Source organism: Nocardioides sp. Leaf285 (genome assembly GCF_001422955.1).
GTDB classification, from domain to species: Bacteria; Actinomycetota; Actinomycetes; order Propionibacteriales; family Nocardioidaceae; genus Nocardioides; species Nocardioides kribbensis.
Map to the genome: position 1 here is coordinate 507,427 of NZ_LMNH01000002.1, position 17,371 is coordinate 524,797.

General features: G+C 75.2%; 19 protein-coding genes and 3 tRNA genes. 10 read left to right on the forward strand and 12 right to left on the reverse strand.

From position 1 onward, the window contains the following. Window positions 1-27 precede the first annotated feature (27 nt). The 5 genes from ASF47_RS07565 to ASF47_RS07585 all read right to left on the reverse strand — a co-directional run bounded on the left by ASF47_RS07565 (window position 28) and on the right by ASF47_RS07585 (window position 2,374). The gene (locus ASF47_RS07565) at window positions 28-345 is read right to left on the reverse strand and encodes a hypothetical protein (RefSeq protein ID WP_056863378.1); all 318 of its coding nucleotides are present in this window, start codon (window positions 343-345) and stop codon (window positions 28-30) included. A gap of 53 nt (window positions 346-398) precedes the next feature. Beyond that, window positions 399-602, reverse strand: a complete 204-nt coding sequence (locus ASF47_RS07570; protein WP_056863379.1) for a DUF2945 domain-containing protein — start codon at window positions 600-602, stop codon at window positions 399-401. A gap of 92 nt (window positions 603-694) precedes the next feature. Next, a complete protein-coding gene (locus ASF47_RS07575; RefSeq protein ID WP_056863380.1) occupies window positions 695-1,642 on the reverse strand; it encodes a hypothetical protein in 948 nt (315 codons plus the stop codon). Between the two features lie 61 nt (window positions 1,643-1,703). Continuing rightward, window positions 1,704-2,165, reverse strand: a complete 462-nt coding sequence (locus ASF47_RS07580; RefSeq protein ID WP_056863381.1) for an RDD family protein — start codon at window positions 2,163-2,165, stop codon at window positions 1,704-1,706. A gap of 135 nt (window positions 2,166-2,300) precedes the next feature. Continuing rightward, window positions 2,301-2,374 (reverse strand) — tRNA-Phe (locus ASF47_RS07585). 122 nt (window positions 2,375-2,496) lie between these two features. Between ASF47_RS07585 and ASF47_RS07590 the strand changes: the two genes are divergently transcribed. Together ASF47_RS07590 and ASF47_RS07595 are read left to right on the forward strand one after the other, a co-directional pair. Next, window positions 2,497-2,569, forward strand: a tRNA-Glu gene (locus ASF47_RS07590). Window positions 2,570-2,663: 94 nt separating this feature from the next. Further along, window positions 2,664-2,740 (forward strand) — tRNA-Asp (locus ASF47_RS07595). A gap of 96 nt (window positions 2,741-2,836) precedes the next feature. Here the strand turns inward: ASF47_RS07595 and ASF47_RS07600 are convergent. Beyond that, complete coding sequence (locus ASF47_RS07600; protein WP_056863382.1) at window positions 2,837-4,240, reverse strand: mycothione reductase; 1,404 nt, start codon at window positions 4,238-4,240, stop codon at window positions 2,837-2,839. A gap of 79 nt (window positions 4,241-4,319) precedes the next feature. Between ASF47_RS07600 and ASF47_RS07605 the strand changes: the two genes are divergently transcribed. Continuing rightward, complete coding sequence (locus ASF47_RS07605) at window positions 4,320-4,676, forward strand: metallopeptidase family protein (RefSeq protein ID WP_056863383.1); 357 nt, start codon at window positions 4,320-4,322, stop codon at window positions 4,674-4,676. Between the two features lie 5 nt (window positions 4,677-4,681). On the opposite strand, the gene ASF47_RS07610 is transcribed toward ASF47_RS07605, so the two are convergent. From ASF47_RS07610 to ASF47_RS07620, 3 genes are read right to left on the reverse strand one after another with little or no spacing between them, the layout of a single operon-like run. Next, on the reverse strand, window positions 4,682-5,050 hold the full coding sequence (locus ASF47_RS07610) for a fluoride efflux transporter FluC (RefSeq protein WP_235558673.1): 369 nt from the start codon (window positions 5,048-5,050) through the stop codon (window positions 4,682-4,684). Further along, entirely contained in the window at window positions 5,047-5,457 is a 411-nt protein-coding gene (locus ASF47_RS07615) for a fluoride efflux transporter FluC (protein WP_056863384.1), read from the reverse strand. The genes ASF47_RS07610 and ASF47_RS07615 overlap by 4 nt, the downstream gene beginning before the upstream one ends. A gap of 19 nt (window positions 5,458-5,476) precedes the next feature. Next, window positions 5,477-6,442: an ATP-binding protein gene (locus ASF47_RS07620; RefSeq protein ID WP_056863385.1), complete on the reverse strand. Its 966-nt coding sequence runs from the start codon at window positions 6,440-6,442 to the stop codon at window positions 5,477-5,479. A 376-nt stretch (window positions 6,443-6,818) separates the two neighbouring features. Here ASF47_RS07620 and ASF47_RS07625 point away from each other — a divergent pair, with 376 nt between their 5' ends. After that, window positions 6,819-8,324 carry an NAD(P)/FAD-dependent oxidoreductase gene (locus ASF47_RS07625; RefSeq protein WP_056863386.1) on the forward strand — a complete coding sequence of 502 codons (1,506 nt, stop codon included), beginning with the start codon at window positions 6,819-6,821 and terminating at the stop codon, window positions 8,322-8,324. Between the two features lie 76 nt (window positions 8,325-8,400). Continuing rightward, window positions 8,401-8,949: a GNAT family N-acetyltransferase gene (locus ASF47_RS07630; protein ID WP_056863387.1), complete on the forward strand. Its 549-nt coding sequence runs from the start codon at window positions 8,401-8,403 to the stop codon at window positions 8,947-8,949. A gap of 62 nt (window positions 8,950-9,011) precedes the next feature. Here ASF47_RS07630 and ASF47_RS07635 read toward each other — a convergent pair whose 3' ends face one another. Beyond that, entirely contained in the window at window positions 9,012-9,392 is a 381-nt protein-coding gene (locus tag ASF47_RS07635) for a hypothetical protein (RefSeq protein ID WP_056863388.1), read from the reverse strand. Between the two features lie 1,692 nt (window positions 9,393-11,084). On the opposite strand from ASF47_RS07635, the gene ASF47_RS07645 reads away from it, so the two are divergent. Next, window positions 11,085-12,149, forward strand: coding sequence for a phosphotransferase family protein (locus ASF47_RS07645; RefSeq protein ID WP_235558674.1), 1,065 nt, complete (start codon window positions 11,085-11,087; stop codon window positions 12,147-12,149). 676 nt (window positions 12,150-12,825) lie between these two features. Beyond that, entirely contained in the window at window positions 12,826-13,665 is an 840-nt protein-coding gene (locus tag ASF47_RS07650) for an enoyl-CoA hydratase/isomerase family protein (RefSeq protein ID WP_082500100.1), read from the forward strand. An 18-nt stretch (window positions 13,666-13,683) separates the two neighbouring features. On the opposite strand, the gene ASF47_RS07655 is transcribed toward ASF47_RS07650, so the two are convergent. After that, the gene (locus ASF47_RS07655; RefSeq protein ID WP_056863390.1) at window positions 13,684-14,400 is read right to left on the reverse strand and encodes an HAD family hydrolase; all 717 of its coding nucleotides are present in this window, start codon (window positions 14,398-14,400) and stop codon (window positions 13,684-13,686) included. Window positions 14,401-14,527: 127 nt separating this feature from the next. Between ASF47_RS07655 and ASF47_RS07660 the strand changes: the two genes are divergently transcribed. Next, window positions 14,528-14,800 carry a DUF7218 family protein gene (locus ASF47_RS07660; protein WP_056863580.1) on the forward strand — a complete coding sequence of 91 codons (273 nt, stop codon included), beginning with the start codon at window positions 14,528-14,530 and terminating at the stop codon, window positions 14,798-14,800. A 147-nt stretch (window positions 14,801-14,947) separates the two neighbouring features. Then, window positions 14,948-15,229, forward strand: a complete 282-nt coding sequence (locus ASF47_RS07665; RefSeq protein WP_056863391.1) for a hypothetical protein — start codon at window positions 14,948-14,950, stop codon at window positions 15,227-15,229. Window positions 15,230-15,283: 54 nt separating this feature from the next. On the opposite strand, the gene ASF47_RS07670 is transcribed toward ASF47_RS07665, so the two are convergent. Further along, on the reverse strand, window positions 15,284-16,276 hold the full coding sequence (locus ASF47_RS07670; RefSeq protein WP_056863392.1) for a TIGR03557 family F420-dependent LLM class oxidoreductase: 993 nt from the start codon (window positions 16,274-16,276) through the stop codon (window positions 15,284-15,286). Window positions 16,277-16,535: 259 nt separating this feature from the next. Between ASF47_RS07670 and ASF47_RS07675 the strand changes: the two genes are divergently transcribed. After that, window positions 16,536-17,336 carry an SDR family NAD(P)-dependent oxidoreductase gene (locus tag ASF47_RS07675; protein WP_056863393.1) on the forward strand — a complete coding sequence of 267 codons (801 nt, stop codon included), beginning with the start codon at window positions 16,536-16,538 and terminating at the stop codon, window positions 17,334-17,336. The last annotated feature ends 35 nt before the right edge of the window (window positions 17,337-17,371 follow it).

Genomic DNA, 17,371 nt, shown 5'->3' on the forward strand with positions numbered 1-17,371 from the left:
GTCGGGCAGCCCCAGCACCGGGCCGGGCTAGAGCTCGATGCCGCCCACCCAGCGCTCGCCCTCGTCGCCGCCCCAGGCGTCCCAGGCCACGCGACCGGGGGAGGGGAAGCCGTCGGTGCCGTGCGTGAAGCCGTCGGCGTCCTTGTCGACGCTGTGGCGCTTGAAGTAGGCCTGCATCTTCTTGACCTGCTCGTCGGTGAGCTTCTCACCGGCGGCCAGCTGGTGGGCGCGGTGGTCGCCCACGTCGGTGAAGTTGCGCCCGGCCTTGCCCTCCTCGATCCAGCGCACCGCGCGCTCGCCGTTCTCCTGCACACCCTTCGGCGGCTGGTGCCTGCCCTCTGCCATGGTCTGCTCCTCCTGTGCGTGGGGGACCGCGACGACGCGGTCGAGGCCTGCCGTCAGGCCTTCGACAGCGACGACTCCTTGTGGGCCGCCGTGGAGCCAGACTTCTCCGACTCCACGATCCAGTAGGGCTCGTCGTCGCTGGCGTCGAACGTCTGCTTGTCGTGCTGGAAGGGCGAGGTCCTCTTCTCCTTCGCCGTGCCCTTCGTCTTTCCCTGGGGGGTGTTCCAGGTGACCGCGTCACCCTTGCTGATCGCCATGGGTCGACGATAGGAAGGCGCTCGCACGGCCACCGCACCCGCCGGGGTGGGCTCGCGTCATGGTCCGCCCGGGGGCTCCTGGCCCCGACGGCCTAGGCGTGCTCGGGTCGCGGCGGCGCGATCTCGCCGCGGGCGACCCGGCGGTCGTAGCGCCGCTGCATCCGAGCCGTACGACGACGGGCGCGGGCCTGGCCGCGGCGCCCGGCGCGGGTCTCGGAGTAGCGGCGCCGCCGGTCGGGCCACCACGACTCCTGGGCCCGGATCACCCACCGCATGGTCAGGCGCACCACGGCGCCCGCGACCCGACCGGGCTCACCGGTGCGGTGCACCTCGCGCACGCGCGGCGGCATCAGCAGCAGCGCCTGGGTGCGGGCGAACCACCGCATCGGCGGCGGGAAGAATCGCTCGGCGTACTGACGCACCATGCCCTCGGCCAGCTCGTGGCCCTCGGGGGTCGAGGGCCAGTCGCGCGCCTCGAAGCGCGCCGCGAAGGCCCGCACCCCGGCCATGTCGTCGGGGAAGCCGGTCACGTCACCGTGCTCGCCGCGGAAGAGCTCGGCCAGGTCGCGCAGGAAGTGGTGCCAGGCGACGTCGAGCGTCGGGCTCTGTGGCGGCAGGCCGAGGGTCTCGCGCATGCGTGGCAGGAAGTCACCGACGGCGCAGAGGGTGTAGACGTACTCGTCGTTGTCGCCGAAGGCGCCGGGGAAGCGTCGGGCCAACCCCAGGTGGTAGCGGTTGAGCCGCTCCACCGAGGCTCGCGTCGCCTCGCTGCGGGCGCCCTGGGTGAACCACGTCATCAGGTAGCCGCTGCCGTCGTGGAAGCGCTCCTCCCCGCGGTGCAGCATCTTGCCCGTGCCCACCAGCGTGGCCGACGCCGTCGGGGGCAGGGCGGTCTGCGCGGTGGTGACCAGGAGCGTGAGGTTGACGATCGGGTCGTTGAGCTGGTGCTCGGCGACCAGTCGCATGATCTCGTCGCTGTCGGTCTCCGGGTCGAGGGACTCGATCCGGTCGGCCAGCCACTTCCACGGGGCGCGGGTCACGCCTGCGAGTCTGCCCGGTGCCCGGATGGTCCGACCCGCACCGCGTGCCGGCGGGCGCTCGTCACCTCGCGCGGACGACCCGGGTGGAGGCGGCCATGTCGCCGAGGCGCTGGTTCCTCGGGCTGGCCAGCACGGCCACGAAGGCGACGAGGTAGAAGGCGAAACCGTCGACCACGCGGAGCGCGGTGCGCACGAGCGCCTGCACGGCCGTCACGTCGCCGCCCTTGTCGGAGACGACGCGGATGCCGACGATCTTCTTGCCGAGGGTCTGTCCCGTCGTCAGCTCGAGGACGAGGAAGTACCCGGCCGCCACGAGCAGCGTGAGCAGGAACGGCACTCCGGTCAGCGAGACGCTCGCGCCGCCGTCGCCGGCCTGGCTGTCGCCGAAGAGGATCCCCGCGACCACGAAGAGCGGCGCCATGACGAGCAGGGTGTCGAGCAGGAGGGCGCCGACGCGCTGGCCCGCGCTCGCATCGGTGCGAGCGGTCGGGGGCAGGGAGGTCTGGGCGTGGGGGAGGCTCATGGGGGTGGTTCTATCGCGAGCGGCGCCACGGCCGCAGGCGTTCGGGGAGGACGCCCGTGAGGGGCGGGGAACGGCGAAGGCCCCCGTCGGATACCGACGGGGGCCTTCTCGCAGGTCTGAGCCCTGCGGTGCTCGTGGGCAGGGGCGGGGTCGAACCGCCGACCTTCCACTTTTCAGGCGGACGCTCGTACCAACTGAGCTACCTGCCCGAGCGACACGAAGGTTACACGGGAGGGGGCGGCCCCACGAATCGACCCTGCCCGACACCGGACGGGCGCCGGGCGCCGATGGGCCGGGCGCGTGCGGGTTCCCCTAGACTGCTCCGCGCCTGGCCCCCATCGTCTAGCGGCCTAGGACGTCGCCCTTTCACGGCGGTAGCACGGGTTCGAATCCCGTTGGGGGTGCTGCGGTCCCGCTCCGGCGGGGCCCGATCCACTCCGATTCGGTGCTCCCGCGAGGAGTGGGTTATGGTTCCATCGCTCCGGTGACGGAGCACCTGGCCCCGTAGCGCAGTTGGTTAGCGCGCCGCCCTGTCACGGCGGAGGCCGCGGGTTCGAGTCCCGTCGGGGTCGCCATCGCGAACAGCCCCGGACCACCACGGTCCGGGGCTGTCGTCGTTCTCGGCCCGTGGCGGTAGGCCTGGGCCGACGTCACCGCCGGCCGTGCGCAGGTCAGCCCGCGAGCTCCCCGGCCAGCGCGAGGAGCGCGTTCTCGACGACCTCGGTCAGCGCGGGGTGGATCCAGTACTGGCCCCGGGCGAGGTCGGCCACGGGCTGGCCGAAGCTCATGGCCTGGATGAGCGGCTGCACCAGCACCGAGGCCTGCGGACCCAGCAGGTGGGCTCCCACGAGACGACCGGTCGCGCGGTCGGCGAGCAGCTTGACGACGTAGCCGGCCGCCTCGCCGTGGCGGTCGTCGGCCTCCAGGGCCCAGCCGAACGCCGTGTCGCCGTACTCGTGGCGGGCGACGGCGAGGTCGAGACCCTGCTCGCGGGCCTGGGCCTCGGTGAGCCCGACCGCGGCGACCTGGGGGGAGGCGAAGACGGCGTTGGGCACGAAGCGGTGGTCGGAGACCCGCAGGTCGTCGGGGTGCAGGAGGTTGTGCTTCACCACCCGGGCGTCCTGGTTGGCGACGTGCTTGAGCGGCTCGGGGCTGGAGGCGTCGCCAAGCGCCCACACGCCCTCCGCGCTGGTGCGCTGGTGCTCGTCGACCAGGATCCGGCCCGTGTCGTCGGTCTCGACGCCCGCGCGGTCGAGGTCGAGCAGGTCGCCGTTGGGGCGGCGGCCGATGGCCAGCAGGAGGGCGTCGACCTCCACCTCGCTGCCGTCGTCGAGGTGCATCACCGTGCCCCCGGCGGCGCGCGAGACCCGCTCCAGCGACGTGCCGAGCCGCACGTCCCAGCGCTGCGACACGATCCGGGTGAAGATCTGGGAGATGTCGTCGTCCTGGTTGGAGATCAGGGCCTCGCCCGACTCGACCTGGGTCACGATGGCGCCGTAGGCCGCGAAGACGTGGGCCAGCTCGGCGCCGATGTAGCCGCCGCCGACCACGCCGATGCGCCGCGGGAACGTCTCCAGGCGCATGACGTCGTCGCTGGTGTGGTGCTCGACCTCGTCGAGGCCCTCGATGTCGGGCACGACCGGCCGACTGCCGGTGGCGAGCACCACCTGGTCGGCGGTGAGCTCGACCGTGGCGCCGTCGTCGAGCTCGACGCGGAGGGCGCGCGGGCCGGTGAACCGGGCGGTGCCGGAGAGGAGGTCGACGCCCGGCAGGCCCTCACGGTAGGCCCGGCCGTCGGCGGAGACCTCGTCGAGGCGCCCGAAGACCCGGTCGCGGACCGCGTCCCAGTCGGCGCCGTCGGCGCTGGTGCGCGCGCCCAGGCGGGGGCCGTCGGCGGCGGCGTCGACGACGTCGGCGGGGCGGATGAGCATCTTGGAGGGGATGCAGCCGCGGTTGAGGCAGGTGCCCCCGAAGGGGCCCCGCTCGACGATGGCCACCGAGAGCCCCGCGAAGGACTTGTCGATGACGGTGTTGCCGGAGCCGGCTCCGAGGACGACGACGTCGTAGTGGGTCACACCGGCGAACCTAGGCGCCGCACCCTGGGGCGCGGTCCACCCGCGTGGGTCGGTTGTCGCGCGGTGGCACGATGCGGGTGTGCCCGTCGCGATGGACCCCGACCGCTTCGACGCCCTCGTCGACGCCGCGCTGGACGAGATCCCCGACGAGCTGGCGCAGCTGGTGACCAACGTGGTCGTGCTGGTCGAGGAGGAGCCGCCGGAGGGCGAGCCGCGCGACCTGCTCGGGCTCTACGACGGCGTCGCGCTGACCGAGCGGGACTTCTCCACGATCCTCGAGCTGCCCGACCGGATCTTCGTCTTCCGCGGCCCGCTGCTGCGGATGTGCGCGAGCGAGGAGGAGCTGGTCGAGGAGGTCCGGATCACCGTGGTCCACGAGGTGGCCCACCACTTCGGCATCGACGACGACCGCCTCCACGAGCTGGGCTACGCCTGAGGGCCTCAGGCGGCCAGCAGGAAGCCCACGGCGCACAGGCCCAGGCCGCCGAGCAACGACACGGCGGCGTAGAGGGCCCCGGCGCGCGGGCCCAGGCCCCGGGTCTGCACGACGAAGGAGGAGTACGTCGTGAAGCCGCCGCAGAAGCCCGTGCCGAGGAGCGCGACCCACTCCTGCGAGAGGTGGCCCGAGAGCGCCAGCGCGCTGACCACGCCGAGCACGAGGGAGCCCAGCAGGTTGACCGCGAGCGTCCCGGTCGGCCAGCGGGCGTCCAGCCGCTGGGCGACGGCGTAGCGCAGCGGCGCGCCGACGCCCGCCCCGAGCGCCACCAGCAGGCCGCGGACCACGGTGTCGACGGTGTCGGTGGTCGTCACGGCCCCTCCCCGCGAGGCGTGCGGTCGTCCTCGCGCCGCGCCGCCCAGGCGTGCACCGCGGTGACGGCGAGCAGCGCGGCGGCCAGGCTGCCCACGACGTAGGCGGCGGCCGGCCCGGGGCGGCCGGCGTCGAGCAGGGCCCGGGTCTGCTCGGAGGCCGCCGACAGCGTCGTGAAGCCGCCCATGACCCCCGGCCCGAGGAACGCCGCGAGGCCGCGGCTGCGGCGTATGGCGGCGAGGAGACCCGCGGCGGCGAGCAGCGCCGAGCCGACCACGTTGATGGCCAGGGTGGTCCAGGGGAAGGTGCCGGCGGGGTCGGGGGAGACCTCCAGCAGCGCCCAGCGCACGACGGCGCCGAGGGCTCCGCCGAGCGCCACCAGCGCGAGCAGCCGGGGAGCGGGGCTCACCGCGGCGTGGGGGCGTCGGTCACGAGACGACGGTACGCCGCACCTCGGGCGTCTGCTCGCCGTCGTCGGGCCCGGGGGCCGGGTCGCGCCACGGGAGCGGCTCCTCGCCGGCGACCTGGCGCACGAACTCGCCGAGGTACCACTGCTGGAAGCGGCGCTGCTCCGGGGTGCGGGCCAGCGACAGCAGCCGCTGCTCGCGGCAGAAGACGTCGGCCATGTCGAGCAGGTCGATGAACTGCTGCATGCTGCCCGAGGCCGCGCGGGAGACGAGCAGGTCGAGGTCGAGGTGGGTGCGACCCTCCGCGACCGCGCGGTCGACGTCGGGACCGACCGAGCCGCCGCGCAGCTGGCGCTCGAGGTCGCCGAAGAGGTCGGAGAGGTCCTTGGCCAGGGGGTACTCCGACTCGTGGGCCAGCGCGAGCAGCCGGACCTCGCGGCGCAGCTCGCGGAAGTGGCGCTGGAAGGCGACGTAGCGGTCCAGCGGCACACCGTGCACCGACACCGCGACCGGGTCGGACGGCACGGCGGGTGGCTGCTCGAGCCCGGTGACGACGCCCTCGGCGCCGTTGTCCTCGGCGAACTCCGCGGCCGGCTCGAACCACACCGTCTTGCCGTCGGCCTCGATCTCGGCGCCCCACGCCCGGGAGCACCGCGCCACGATGCTCAGCCCCCGGCCGAAGGTGAGCAGCAGCGACTCGACGTCGTCGTCGTCGGTCTCGCCGGTCTCGGTCGGGAGCACGGGGCGCTCGGGGGAGCCGTCGCGGACCTCGACGCGGGGGTGCTCCACGGTGCCGCGCACACGCACCTCGATGGGGGGCGAGCCGTGCAGCAGGGCGTTGGTGACCAGCTCGGAGACCGCCAGCTCGGTGCACTCGACGAGCTCGTCGCGGCCGATGTCGCGGCACGTCTCGACCACCCAGCGGCGTGCATCCTGCACGCCCCGGGGACCGGAGCCCAGGGAGAGGGCGGGCCGGTTCAGCGGCACGGACGGCTCCAACGGTGCGAAGAGATCGGGTGGCGGGTCCGGACCACGAGGTCCGGCGGACGACCGGCGGCCGGGGCCCCGCGGCGGCGGGTGCCGCACGAGGACAGCGGCAGGTGGGTGCCAGTCCCGTGCCGACTACCCGCGGGCCTGCGCGGGCAAACCTGCGTCGTTGAAAGTTTTCCCACCCGAGTGCCGCGTCGTCGGGGGCGTGTGGCGAGGGCCACGGGAGCGGCCGCGACGACCACCCGGGAGGGTGCTGTGAGCGACCAGACGGTGGCCCAGATTAGAGATGCGACGCCCTGCGCGGGAGAATGGGGCAGACGCCCCGACCGAGAGACGTCGCCTCCGTCCCGGCAGCCACCAGAGAGGTCCCGACATGGCAGCCAGCCCAGTCCCCGCACCGACCGCGACCAACCCCTCGACGGGCAAGCACCGCGTGGTCGTGATCGGCTCCGGCTTCGGCGGACTCTTCGGCACCAAGGCGCTCCGCCGCTCGGACGTCGAGGTGACGATGATCGCCAAGACGACCCACCACCTCTTCCAGCCGCTGCTCTACCAGGTGGCGACCGGCATCCTCTCCGAGGGCGAGATCGCCCCGCCGACCCGCGAGATCCTGCGCAGCCAGTCCAACGCGCAGGTGCTTCTGGGAGAGGTCACCGACATCGACCTCGAGGCCCGCACGGTCACCTCCCACGTCCTGGGCCGCCCGACGGTGACCGCCTACGACTCGCTGCTGATCGCGGCGGGCGCGGGGCAGTCGTACTTCGGCAACGACCACTTCAGCGAGTTCGCCCCCGGCATGAAGAGCATCGACGACGCCCTCGAGCTGCGCGGTCGCATCTTCGGCGCCTTCGAGATGGCCGAGCTGGGCGCCCAGCGCGGCGAGAACGTCGACCACCTGCTCACCTTCGTGGTCGTCGGCGCCGGACCGACCGGTGTCGAGATGGCCGGCCAGATCGCCGAGCTGGCCCACCGCACCCTGCGCCGCGACTTCCGGGCCATCGAGACCCGCTCGGCCCGCGTGATCCTCGCCGACGCCGCGCCCCAGGTGCTGCCGCCCTTCGGCGCCAAGCTGGGCGAGAAGACCAAGACCGAGCTGGAGAAGCTCGGCGTCGAGGTCATGCTCGGCGCGATGGTCACCGACGTCGACGAGCGCGGCCTCGAGGTGAAGTACAAGGACGGTCGCACCGAGCGGATCCAGTCCGTCACCAAGATCTGGGCCGCCGGCGTGCAGGCCAGCCCGCTGGGCAAGACGCTCTCGGAGCAGACCGGCGCCCCGCTCGACCGCGCCGGGCGCATCGGGGTCAACCCCGACCTCACCCTGCCCGGCCACCCCGAGGTGTTCGTGGTCGGCGACATGATCGCCCTCGACAACCTCCCGGGCGTCGCCCAGGTCGCGATCCAGGGCGCCAAGTACGCCGCCAAGGAGATCGACGGCCGGGTCAAGGGCAAGCCCGCCCAGGAGCCGTTCAAGTACTTCGACAAGGGCTCGATGGCCACCATCAGCCGCTTCCGGGCCGTGGCGATGATCGGCAAGATCCGCCTCACCGGCTTCATCGCCTGGCTGATGTGGCTGGCCGTCCACCTCGTCTACATCACCGGCTTCAAGAACCGCGTCACCGCGGTGCTGCACTGGTTCGTGTCGTTCCTTGGCCGCGGTCGCTCCGAGCGCACCTCCACCGAGCAGCAGATCTTCGGGCGCAACGCGCTCTCGCGACTGCGAGGGGGCGCGACCGACCTGGTGTCCGCGCCGGGCTCCTACGAGGCCTCGCGCGAGCTGCTCGAGACCACGCGGCGCGCCGAGCTCGAGGCCCAGGCCGTCGAGGAGGCCCGCCTCACCGACGCCGGTCAGCGCGGCGTCAAGACCGGCGAGCGGGTCTGAGACAGACCGCCACCACGGGGGCGTCACCGGAGCAATCCGGTGGCGCCCCCGTCGGCGTCTGCGGTCCACTGGCCCCGTGACCGAGCTGCGCCGCCCCGACGCCCGCCTCGCGACGAGCTGGGCGCGGGCCCTCGCCGACTTCGGCGACGAGCACCCCGCCGGCAGCGGTGTCTGGCTCCTGCCGCCGGCCCTGCGGCGCGACCTGACCCCGGCCGGCTGCCACGCGTGGGTCGAGGCGCTCACGCCGTACGCCGACCGGTCGGTGGCGCTGGGCGAGGGCCCGCACGGGCCGCTGGTGCACTCCACCTTCTGGTGGATCGTCGACACGGCGGGCGGGGGCGAGGAGGTCGTGGGCTTCCTCGACCTGCGCCACGAGCTGACGCCGTACCTGCTCGAGACCGGGGGGCACGTCGGCTACTCGGTGCGGCCGGCCCGGCGTCGTGAGGGTCACGCCTCGCGTGCGCTCGCGCTCGCGGTGGGTGAGGCGGGGGAGCTGGGGCTCGACCGCGTGCTGGTGACCTGCGACGTCGACAACGTGGCCTCGGCGCGCACGATCGAGCGCTGCGGCGGGGTGTGCGAGGACGTGCGGGGCGACAAGCGCCGCTACTGGGTCGCCGTGCCCTGAGCGCTCGGCGGGCGAGCGCCCGACGGTCGGGTCGGACGTCGGACGTCGGACCGGGGGCCGGGTCAGAGGTCGGGTCGGTAGTAGCGCAGCACCTCGGTGAAGCCACGGGGGTCGACCATGGAGGAGTCGATCTCCACGGGGGACATCCCGCGCCGGTGGATCAGCACCCGCCAGCCGCGGCGTCCGGGGGTGCCGAGCAGCTCGATGTCGGTGTAGCGGTTGGCCAGGTCGAAGACCTGACGACCGCCGCTGCGCCGGATCTCGAGCTGGCCGCCGCGCACCGAGAGCCGGGGCGGGCTGGAGCCGGCCCACACCGCCCACACCACCGCGGTGGACAGCAGGGCGATCCCGGCGAGGCCCAGGCGCTCCTCGGTGCGGACCTGCCAGGCCTGCCAGGCGAGGTAGCCGCTCGTCACGACCCCGGCCAGCACCAGCAGGCCCACCAGTCGCCGCAGCGCTGCGCGCGGCGCGAAGTCGACCTGGGGTGGGGGGCCGCTCGGGGCCGGCCGCGGCGGCGTCTCGCCGCGGGTCTGGTGGGCGAAGTCGCTGAAGACCGACCGGGCCGCCGCAGGCGTACGCCGGGGTGCCGCGCCTGCCTCCGGGGTGGCGGCGGGTGCGTGCGCGGGGGCGGGACCGGAGGGGACGGGTGCGGGCCCGGTGGGCGCCGCCGCCGGTGCCGGCGCGGCCGGCTGCCGGAGCCGGGCGAGCCTCGGAGGCTTCTCCTGCTTGGCGGGTCTGGCGGGTCTGGCGGGCTTGGCCGGCTTGGCGGGGCGGGGGGCCGCCGAGGCACTGGTGGCAGGCGCCGTCCGACGGCGGTCGGAGGCCGGGTCGGTCTCGCGCTCGGTCGGCGAACTCGGCGAACTCGGCGAACTCGGTGAACTCGGCGAGACCGGCGAGACCGGCGAGACCGGCGAGACCGGCGAGACGGGCGGGGTCGGCGTGGCGGCGCGTGGCGGGGTGGTGGGTGGAGCGGCCGTCGCGGCGAGGAAGTCGAAGACGGCGCGGCCGGCGCTCACCGCGTCGGCGCGCGTCGTCGTGGGCGGGGGGTCGGTCGGGACGGCGGTGGTGACGGCGGCGGGAGTGGGGTGGTTTCGAGACGCTCGCTGCGCTCGCTCCTCAACCACCGCGGTGGGGGCTGGTGCCCGTTCCTCGGGCCTCGGGGTGGGGGCTGGTGCTCGTTCCTCGACCGCCGGGGTGGGGGCTGGTGCTCGTTCTTCGACCACCGCGGCGGGGGCCGGTGCTCGCTTGTCGGCCGCCGGGGGCGGGGCGGGGCGGTCGAGGAGGTCGACGATGGCGCGACCCGCGGCCACGGCGTCACCGGGCTCCGCGGGGGAGGGGCTCGGCTCCGGCTCCGGCTCCGGTGCAGCGTCGACGGCGGGGGCGGGCTCGGGGAGAGCGTCAGCGGGGGCGCCCGTCGTCGAGTCGGCCACGGCCACGGTGTCGGGGACCGTGTCGGGGGCCGTGTCGCCCGTGTCGCCCGTGTCGCCCGGGTCGCCCGGGTCGCCCGGGTCGCCCGGGTCGCCCGGGTCGCCCGGGTCGCCCGGGTCGCCCGGGTCGCCCGGGTCGCCCGGGTCGGACGGCGTCGCTGGCCTCGGTGGCGCGGCGGCGGGCGAGGAGGCCGCGGCGGGGCTCGGGCTTCGGTCGGCGCGCCGAGGGGATGATGACCGGCTCGAAGTCGGCGAGTCCGAGACCGGGGCGGATGCCACCCGAGGGGGGCAGCGGGCGGGCGGGGGCGGCGTCGTACGCGTCGAGCTCGCGGCTGGCGGCCGGGACCGGGGCCGGGGGCAAGGTGGTGCTGTCGCACCGCTCGGAGGCCGGGGCGTCGGCGCCCTCGGGCGGTGCCGGCCGACCCGTGCGCTCCCGCAGCGCCGCGCCTTGGCGGCGCAGCTCGGCAGCGCGCGCGTCGGCGCCGCCGTCGCGGTGCGTGAGCCACCGGTCGACGAGGTCGGCGCCGGCCTCGTCGGGTGTCGCGTCTGCCATGGACGGCAAAATACGCGGATCCGGGCCGCGGCGAGGCTGAACGCAGCAGACCGCGCCGCCACGGCGCACCCGCCGACGGGCACGTGCCGCCACGGTGCGGCGCACCTCCGTAGAGTGCGAGCCGACGCCGGGGCCGCCCGGCAGGAGAGGCCCCGGTGACCGCGACCGACCAGGACACCCCCGGCGACGCCGGGCTCAGCGCCGACGAGCTCGTGGCCGTCGCCGCGGTCATGACCGAGGCCGGCGAGCCGCCGGCGGCGCCCCTGCGGGCGCGCCTCGTCTCCGGCGGCCGCTCCAACCTCACCGTCCGCCTCGACGACGGCGAGGCCGCGTGGGTGCTCCGTACGCCGCCGCGGGCGGGCCGGACACCGTCGGCGCACGACGTGGCCCGCGAGTTCCGGGTGACCAGGGCCCTGGGCCGCGCGGGGGTCCCCGTGCCGCCGGCGGTGGCGCTGAGCGAGGACGAGTCGCTCATCGGCGGTCCCTTCGCCGTGGCCCGCTTCGTCGAGGGCCGCTCACTGCAGTCGGCCGACGACCTCGCCGGTCTGCCCGACGACCGGGTCGAGGCGGCTGTGGCGGCCCTGGCCGACGCCCTCGCCCGGCTGCACGAGGTCGACCACGTCGCCGTCGGCCTCGAGCGCTTCGGACGCCCCGACGGCTACGCCGCCCGCCAGCTCAAGCGGTGGTCGGGCCAGTGGGAGATCGTGGGCGAGGCCCAGCCCGAGCCCGTGCGCCGCGCGGCCGCGGCGCTCGCCGCCCGCCTGGGGGAGCGCCTGCCCGAGCAGCGCTCCACCGGCATCGTGCACGGCGACTACCGCATCGACAACACGCTGCTGCGCGTGCCCGCCACCGGCCCGGTCGAGGTCGCGGCGATCGTCGACTGGGAGCTGTCGACGATCGGCGACCCGGTCGCCGACGTGGCGATGATGTGCGTCTACCGCCACCCGGCCTTCGACCAGGTGCTCGGCTTCCCGTCGGCCTGGACCGAGCCGCGCGTGCCCGACGTGGCCGGCCTGGCCGCGGCCTACGAGCGCGCCGGGGGCGTGCCGCTGGTCGACCTCGAGCGCCACCTCGCCCTCGGCTACTACAAGCTCGCCGTCATCGCCGCCGGCATCGACCACCGCCACCGTGCCGCCGGGGGCGAGGGGCTCTCCTCGGCCGGCGAGTCCGTCGGCCCCCTGCTGGACGCCGGACTGGCCCTCGACCCCGACCCGGCCTGACCCGGCCGACCGGCCCGACCCGGCCCCGGGGCCCGGCCGATGCTCTGCGGAGGCCGCGCGGTGACGTCGTGTGCGCACTCTGCGCGGCTGCGGCAGCCGGACAGCATCCGGAGCCGCCTGGATCGCGCAATGCCCGGCCCGGGGCGTGCGTGGATCACGCAATTGCGCGATCCGCGAGGCCCCAGGCCCCGGGCCCCGGGCCCCGGGCCCCGGCGCGTGATGATTACGTTGCGCGGCGCCGAACCGGCGGAGGAGCCCGGCCGATGCTCTGCCGAGGAGCCCGGCCGACGCTCTGCGGAGGCCGGGCGATGACGTCGTGGCCGGACTTTGCGCGGCTGCGGCAGCCGGTCAGCGTCCAGAGCCGCCTGGATCGCGCAATGCCCGGCCCGGGGCGTGCGTGGATCACGCAATTGCGTGATCCACGCGGCCATCCGACGTCGGCCGTGGACGTCGGGCCCCGACACGGGCCCCGACACCGGCCCCCGACACCGGCCCGCGACACCGGCCCGCGACACCGGCCCCCGACACCGGCCCGCGACCCCGGCCCCCGACACCGGCACCCGACCTCGGCACCCGGACCTCGGCCCCCGGACCTCGGCCCCCGGACCTCGGCCCCCGGACCTCGGCACCTGGACGCCGGGCGAGGGCGGCCGGGGCCGGTGGCAGAGTGACGGCCATGGCGCCCCACGACCCCTCAGCCGCCGTCGGCCCCTCCCGCGACACCGACACCGACACCGACACCGGCCCGTCGTACGTCCGCTACGCGTTCGCCGACGGCGTCGCCCGGATCACCCTGGTCGACGCCGACCGCGGCAACCCGGTGCACCTCGACTCCGTCGACCAGCTCTTCACCGCCGTACGCCGCGCGGCGGCCGACGACGCCCGGGTGGTCGTGCTCGCCAGCACGGGGCGCTTCTTCTGCGTCGGCGGCGACGTCGCGGCCTTCGCGGGGGCCGAGGACCTGCCGGGCTACGTCGACGAGCTCGCCGACCGCCTGCACCGCGTGGTCTCCGAGCTGGTGCGCAGCGAGGCCGTCGTGGTCTCGGTGGTGCAGGGCGCGGCGGCCGGGGCCGGCTTCCCGCTCGCGGCCGCCGCCGACCTCGTGCTGGCGGCCGACACCGCGACCTTCAGCCTCGGCTACACCCGCCTCGGGCTGTCGGTCGACGGCGGCACGAGCATGCTCACCCACACCCTCGGCCTGCACCGGGTGCTGCGCCTGGCGCTGCTCAACGACCGGCTCACCGCGACCGAGCTGCTCGACGCCGGTCTCGTGGCCCGCGTCGTGCCGGCGGCGGAGCTCGACGCGTGCGTCGAGGGGGTCGTGGCCACGCTGGTGGCGGGCTCGGCCCCGGCGTACGCCGCGAGCAAGCGGCTCCTGCGCGGCGCGGTCGAGGAGCACCCCGAGGCCCGGCTGCGCGCGGAGGCGCTGGCCATCCGGGAGCTGGCCGGCGGCGCCGACGGCCGCGAGGGGGTCGCGGCCTTCGTGGCCAAGCGCACCCCCACCTTCGGGGCCTGAGCCCGGCCCGCGGCCGGGTCAGCCCCGGTTGGTCTCCGCGGCCAGGGCGAGCGCCTCGTCGAGGTGGTCGACGAGGTCGCGCGGGTCGTCGTAGACCGCGACGGCCCCCGCCTCGAGCAGCTCGGCGGTGCCGATCCCGCCGCAGCGCAGCCCCAGGCAGGGCACCCCGGCTGCGCGAGAGGCCTCGACGTCCCAGACGGCATCGCCGACGGTGACGGCGCGGGTGGCCTCGACGCTCTCCAGGGCGATCTCGAGCAGGTCGGGGGCGGGCTTGCTGGCCTCGGCGTCAGCGCCGGCGACCTTCTCGTGCAGCAGGTGGTGGGCGCCCTCGACGAGGTCGAGCAGCTGCTCGGTCTGCTCCTTGGCCCCCGAGCTGGCGAGCACGACCTGCAGGCCGCGCCCGCGCAGCGCCTCGAGCAGGGCGGCGGCGCCGTCGGTGGCGCCGATCTCGCCCGTGCGGCGCTCGACGTCCTCGTCGTGCAGCGCGCGCACCCGGTCGCCGACGGCCCGCTCGGCGGCGTCGCCGGCCACGTGGGTGACCAGCCGGTCGCCGCCCAGTCCGATCGCGCGGTGGAGGCGGTGCGAGGCGACGTCGAGCCCGACGGCGGCGAAGGCGGCGCGCCAGGCGAGCACGTGCACGTAGACGGAGTCGACGAGGGTGCCGTCGAGGTCGAGCACCACCGTGTCGACGGTGGTGGCGGGGGCGTCGGGCCGGGCGGGTGTCGTGGGGGTCATCGCACCCACCGTGGCACGGGCGCGAGGGGTCGACGTTCACCCCGAGGGGCGTGGGTCGTGGCCGGTGCCGCTCCTACCGTCGGAGGGGAGCCGGGAGGACCCGGTGGCCGACCAGGAGGAGACGACCATGCCCGCCGAGAAGAATCCCGGCCCCAGCGTCAAGGACGACGAGCTCTACGAGAAGCTGCGCGAGGAGGGCAACAGCAAGGAGAAGTCGGCGCGCATCGCCAACGCCGCCGCCGCGGAGGGCCGCTCCGCCGTCGGGCGCAAGGGTGGCTCCTCGCCGGCCTACGAGGAGTGGACGGTCGAGGAGCTGCGCGAGCGCGCGGCCGAGCTCGACGTCGAGGGCCGCTCGTCGATGAGGAAGGACGAGCTGGTCGAGGCGCTGCGCGAGCACTGACCGGCCGGCGGAGGGCCCCCACGGCCGCGTCGTGCGGGCCCGCGCGGGACGGCGCCGTCGCCGGGCAGGTCTAACCTGGGTCCAGGCCCCCTCGACGGCGTGACGCCAGGTCGCGCTCGGCGGAGGGCCGGGAGGGCTCCCGCGCCCATGAGCACGACCAGATCCACGGGCCACGGTCCGGCCTCCGGCCCCGGCGGCGACCCGCGCCGGCGCATCCCCGCCCTGCTCACCGCGATCGACACGGCTCGCGAGCGGCTCCAGGTCGAGCTGGAGCAGCGCGCGGCCGGGTCCCGCGAGGCCGAGCAGGCCCGCCACGCCCTCGTCTCGGCGCTCGAGGCGTACGCCGCGGCGCTGGCGGCCGCCCACCTGCCGATGCCCTACCGCCTCCACGCCGAGCTGCGGCTCCAGCGGGGTCTGGGCGGCAACTGACCGACCGGGACGCCCGGCCCGGCTCGGCGGGGCGCCGGGGTCGTCCCGGGCGGCTCAGGGGGCCGCGGCGCGCAGCTTCTCCAGCAGGGGCTCGGCCGCCTCGGCCAGGAAGCGGTCCTGGTGCTCGTCGCCGACCTGCACGAGGGCGACGTCGGTGAAGCCGGCCTCCCAGAAGGCGCCCACGGCCTCGACGATCTTGTCGAGGTCGGGCCCGCAGGGGATCGAGTCGGCGACGTCGTCGGGCGTGACGAACTGCGTGGCCCCGGCGAAGCCGGCCGTGGTCGGCAGGTCGCTGTTGACCTTCCAGCCGCCGGCGAACCAGCGGAACTGCTCGTGGGCCCGGGCCACCGCCCGCTTCTCGTCGGGGTCCCAGCAGATCGGGATCTGGCCGATGGCGCGGGCGCCGTCACCGATCCGGGTGGCGCCCTCGACACCGTTCCAGGTCTGGACGAGGTCGCCGAGCGGCTCGGTGGCGACCAGGTCGTCGGCGATCGGAGCGAAGTGCTCGATGCCCTTGTCGCCGGCCACCGCCAGCGCCAGGCGCACCCGCTCGTCGTCGCCGGGCAGGTCCCACAGGCGCGAGCCGTCGACGGAGAAGTGCTCGCCGTGGAAGGTGAGCAACTCCCCGGCCAGCAGGCGGCGGATGATCTCCACCGCCTCCACCAGCATCTCCTGGCGTCGCGCCACGGGCGGCCAGCCGCGTCCGACGGTGTGCTCGTTGAGGTTCTCCCCGCTGCCCAGGCCGAGGGTGAAGCGGCCCTGCGACAGCAGCGCCATGGTCGCGGCCTTCTGGGCCACGACGGCGGGGTGGTAGCGCATGGTCGGGCACGTCACGTAGGTCATCAGCTCCACGCGCGAGGTGACCTGGCTGATCGCGCCGAGCACGCTCCACGCGTAGGGGGCGTGGCCCTGCTCGGTCAGCCACGGGGAGAAGTGGTCGCTGGAGACCTCGAAGTCGAAGCCGGCCCGCTCCGCGGCGGCGGCGTACTCGACCAGCTGGCGCGGGCCGCTCTGCTCGGTCATGAGGGTGTAGCCGATGCGGGACACGTGTCCTCCTGGCCCGTCGGCTCTGCCGAGGGCGTCGTCGTGGTCGGGCCCTGCCACGCTAGGTCGGCGCGCCACCGGTGACGTCCACCCGCGGGGGTGACCGCGGCGGCCGGCCCCCTCGGGTCCACCGCCCGCCCGCCAGCCCGCCCGCCCGCCTGCCGCCCACCTCTGAGGGTGATCGGGGGGCCCGGCCGCCGCCGTACGGTCGAAGGACGGGCCCGCGCGACCGCGCCGACCCGCCTGCTCGCATCGGAGGATCATGGATCTCGGAATCACCGGACGCACCGCCCTCGTCACCGGGGGCGACTCCGGCATCGGCTGGGAGACCGCGCGCATCCTGCTCGACGAGGGCGCCACGGTCGTGCTCACCGACCAGGACGCCGACTCCCTCGCCGAGGCCGCGGCCCGGCTCGACGCCCCCGAGGGGCGCCTGCACCACGTGGCCGCCGACCTGTCCACCGACGAGGCCGTCAAGGAGCTCGCCGCGTCGGTCACCGACCTGGTCGGCGACCTCGACATCCTCGTGCAGTCGGCCGGCATCACCGGGGCCCAGGGCCTCTTCCACGAGATCGACGACGAGGGCTGGACCACCACGCTCACCGTCGACCTGCTCGCGCCGATCCGTCTCACCCGCGCCTTCCTGCCCGGCCTGCGCCGCGGCGGCTGGGGCCGCATCGTCTACCTCGCCTCCGAGGACGCCGTGCAGCCCTACGACGACGAGCTGCCCTACTGCGCCGCCAAGGCCGGCGTGCTGGCCTTCGCCAAGGGTCTCTCGCGCAGCTACGCCGAGGAGGGGCTGCTGGTCAACTGCGTCTCGCCCGCCTTCATCAAGACGCCGATGACCGACGCCATGATGGAGAAGCGCTCGAAGGAGATCGGCTCCAGCGTCGACGAGGCCATCGAGAGCTTCCTCGACGAGGAGCGGCCCTACATGGAGCTGGGCCGGCGCGGCCTGCCCGAGGAGGTCGCCTCCGTGGTGGCGTTCCTGTGCTCCGACCGCGCCAGCTTCGTCAACGGCTCCAACTACCGGGTCGACTCCGGCTCGGTCGCCACCATCTGACGACCCACCGACCGACCCACCCCAGGAGGGCACCG